This is a genomic window from Candidatus Angelobacter sp. (assembly GCA_035607015.1).
Lineage (GTDB): Bacteria > Verrucomicrobiota > Verrucomicrobiia > Limisphaerales > AV2 > AV2.
Map to the genome: position 1 here is coordinate 1 of DATNDF010000107.1, position 2812 is coordinate 2812.

General features: G+C 57.5%; 3 protein-coding genes. 2 read left to right on the forward strand and 1 reads right to left on the reverse strand.

What is annotated here, in order from left to right; genetic code table 11:
• A partial coding sequence (locus VN887_04400; GenBank protein ID HXT39247.1) for a 4'-phosphopantetheinyl transferase superfamily protein occupies positions 1–482 on the forward strand: 482 nt, incomplete at its 5' end.
• A 148-nt stretch (positions 483–630) separates the two neighbouring features.
• Here VN887_04400 and VN887_04405 read toward each other — a convergent pair.
• On the reverse strand, positions 631–813 hold the full coding sequence (locus tag VN887_04405) for a hypothetical protein (GenBank protein ID HXT39248.1): 183 nt from the start codon (positions 811–813) through the stop codon (positions 631–633).
• A gap of 273 nt (positions 814–1086) precedes the next feature.
• On the opposite strand from VN887_04405, the gene VN887_04410 reads away from it, so the two are divergent.
• A complete protein-coding gene (locus tag VN887_04410; GenBank protein ID HXT39249.1) occupies positions 1087–2592 on the forward strand; it encodes a putative collagen-binding domain-containing protein in 1506 nt (501 codons plus the stop codon).
• The last annotated feature ends 220 nt before the right edge of the window (positions 2593–2812 follow it).

Here is a 2812-nt window from a genome sequence, read left to right on the forward strand (position 1 = left end):
GAAATGTTGCGGGCGAGGTCATTCACTTCAACCTGTCGCATTCGGACGGTCTGGCTTTGTTCGCTTTCGCCCGCTCGCACGCCCTGGGGGTCGATGTCGAACGCGTCCGGCCCATTCCGGAAATGGATCAGGTCACGGCCAGATTCTTTTCAGCGCGCGAAAATGCGATGCTGAATGCGCTGCCCGCGGAGCAACGTATCGAGGCTTTTTTCAATTGCTGGACTCGCAAGGAAGCTTACTTGAAGGCGACCGGCGAAGGCATTGCCGATGCGCTGCCACGAATCGAAGTGACCCTTGCCCCTGGCGAACCGGTGCAGTTGTTGAACGTCGGCGGTGACCTTCAGGCGGCAAGCCACTGGTCCCTGCGACCACTATTACCCGCAACCGGCTTCGTCGGCGCTGTGGCTGCCAGGGCGCGCGGGTTGAAACCGGTGTGCTGGAGGCTGCCTGAAAGATCTCCGACTCCGGAACAAACGCAATGATGCGTGTGCGCCCGGCTGAAAACAAACCGGCGGGCGCGGGTTATCACTGCCGTTCGCGGCGTTTTGGACTCAATTGCCCGGCATCGGCGCGGCACAAGGTCGGACCGTGTAAACCGGCCAACCGGCCTTTGCTGCTCAATTCGGTTTGTCACCCGCTTACCGTTCGCACCAGTTCGGCTCTGATCTGCTCCAACCTGCGCCGGTCAGTGATCCGCTTTTCCTCGAAAAACCGGGCGATCTCGGGGTTGGGTTTGAGGTTTACCTGGGCCTGTTGTTGGAGTTTCAAGTCTATCATTTCTTCGATCAGTTTCACGAAAGATTCTGCATTCATAACGCGTCCTTTGTTCTGCGGTAATACAAATATTCACGAGCACGGTTGGCTTCTCGTCTCACGGCCTCCTGATTCTTACCTCCTTCCGTCGCCGATGACCAGCCACACCAGAGGAAATTATGTGACTTTGATCAGTTCAACCCTCGACGCACTGACAAGATTAAAACGGGCACTCGCGACGCGGCTGCGAGTTCAGAATCAGAAGCGCACCGGGGCCGCCCGGGAACCGGTTGCACGCTGGACGCAATGGACGTCGGCGGCTTTACTCTGACCATGCGCACATTGATTTTCACGTTTGTCTGTCTCGTATTGGCGGCGCAGGCCTGCGCGGCGGTACCGGTAAAAATATCCGGCGCCGGTCCTCGCTCAATCAACAAACCGCTCAAATCTTCCAGAAATCCGAACTACTTCGAGGACGCCAGTGGCACGCCGCTCGTCCTGTGCGGATCGCATTCGTGGAACACTCTGCAGGATTGGGGCAGCAACGGGTCGATACGAATGCTGGACTTCGACGCTTTCGTCAGTTTTCTCTGGGCGCACGGACACAATTTCACTTTGCTGTGGTGCACGGAACTGCCGAAATTCCACGGCCTGCCCACGACGGAGAATTCATCGCCGGATTTCACGGTCAGCCCCTTTCCGTGGAGGAGGACCGGGCCCGGATCAGCGACCGACGGTGGGTTGAAATTCGATCTGACGAAATTCGACCGGGCCTATTTCGGGCGATTGCGCGCACGTGTGCAGGCGCTGCACGGCGCCGGGATCTATGCGGGCGTCTATCTGTTCACCGGGGAATGGCTGTTGCGTTTCCGTTGTCCAACCGACGGCTACCCGTTCTCGGGACCCAACAATGTCAACGGAGTCGATGATGGTTATCGAGGTGGATCGCTCGACACGGCAACCGGCTCCGTCACCATGACCGCGCCCAACGCCATCACCGGTTTTCAGGAGGCCTACGTGAAGAAAACCATCGACACCCTGAACGATCTGCCGAACGTGCTCTGGATCGTCTCGGAAGAAGCCCCGACCAATTCAATCTGGTGGAACAACCATTTGATTTCGTTTGTCAGAGCGTACGAAAAGGGAAAGCGCTTTCAACATCCCATCGGCTTTGGAACGCTCGATCATCCTTTGGATTCGGAGCTTTATGACTCCGATGCGGACTGGGTGGCGCCATCGGCCAGGGTTTCTCCGGAAAGATCCTGCGGAACCGGCCACCCCTATTGCAAGGTTAACATCAATGATAGTGATCACAGCTACTTCGGGATGTGGAACGATCCGCCCCGCAAGAACCGCAATTACGCATGGAAGAATTTCACGGCAGGCAATCAGGTTCTGTTCATGGACCCGTACCTCGTGTACTATCCGCGCCAGCAGCGAAACCTCTGCAGCTCCCTCGTCAACGCCATCGCGGGCGTGCCGGATGCACGCTGGGAAAATTTTCGGAACAATCTCGGGTATATCGTACGATACTCGCGCAAGCTCAACCTGGCCAACGTCGCTCCGAGGAGTTCTCTCTCCTCGACGAAGGAGTGCCTTGCCCAGACCCCATCTGTCGGCGCGGAGTATCTGGTTTATGCTCCGTCGGGAGGCTCATTCACGGTGGATCTTTCAGCCATGCCGGACTCGCGCATGCTCGCAGTAGAATGGCTCAACCCTGCAACCGGGGCGACGATATCCCAGAATCCGATTACTTCCGGGTCATCCTCGCAGTCGTTCAGTCCACCCTTCAACGGGGATGCGGTGCTATACCTCGTGGATACCGCCGGCCACAAGTGATCGCCGGGAACTGCCAGATTACCCGCCGGCGTGTTTGGAACGCCTTTACTCGATCGTCCAGAGCGTCACGGAGTCCTGATCCTTGACGAATATGCGGTTACCCGCCACAACAGGATAGGCGTAGGTTGGAGTGTCTGCGACTTTGATACTCGCAAGTTCTGTATACTCCTTGTCGCCCGGCTGGAAGACGATCAGTTGGGACTTCGGTGTCAGAGCAAGG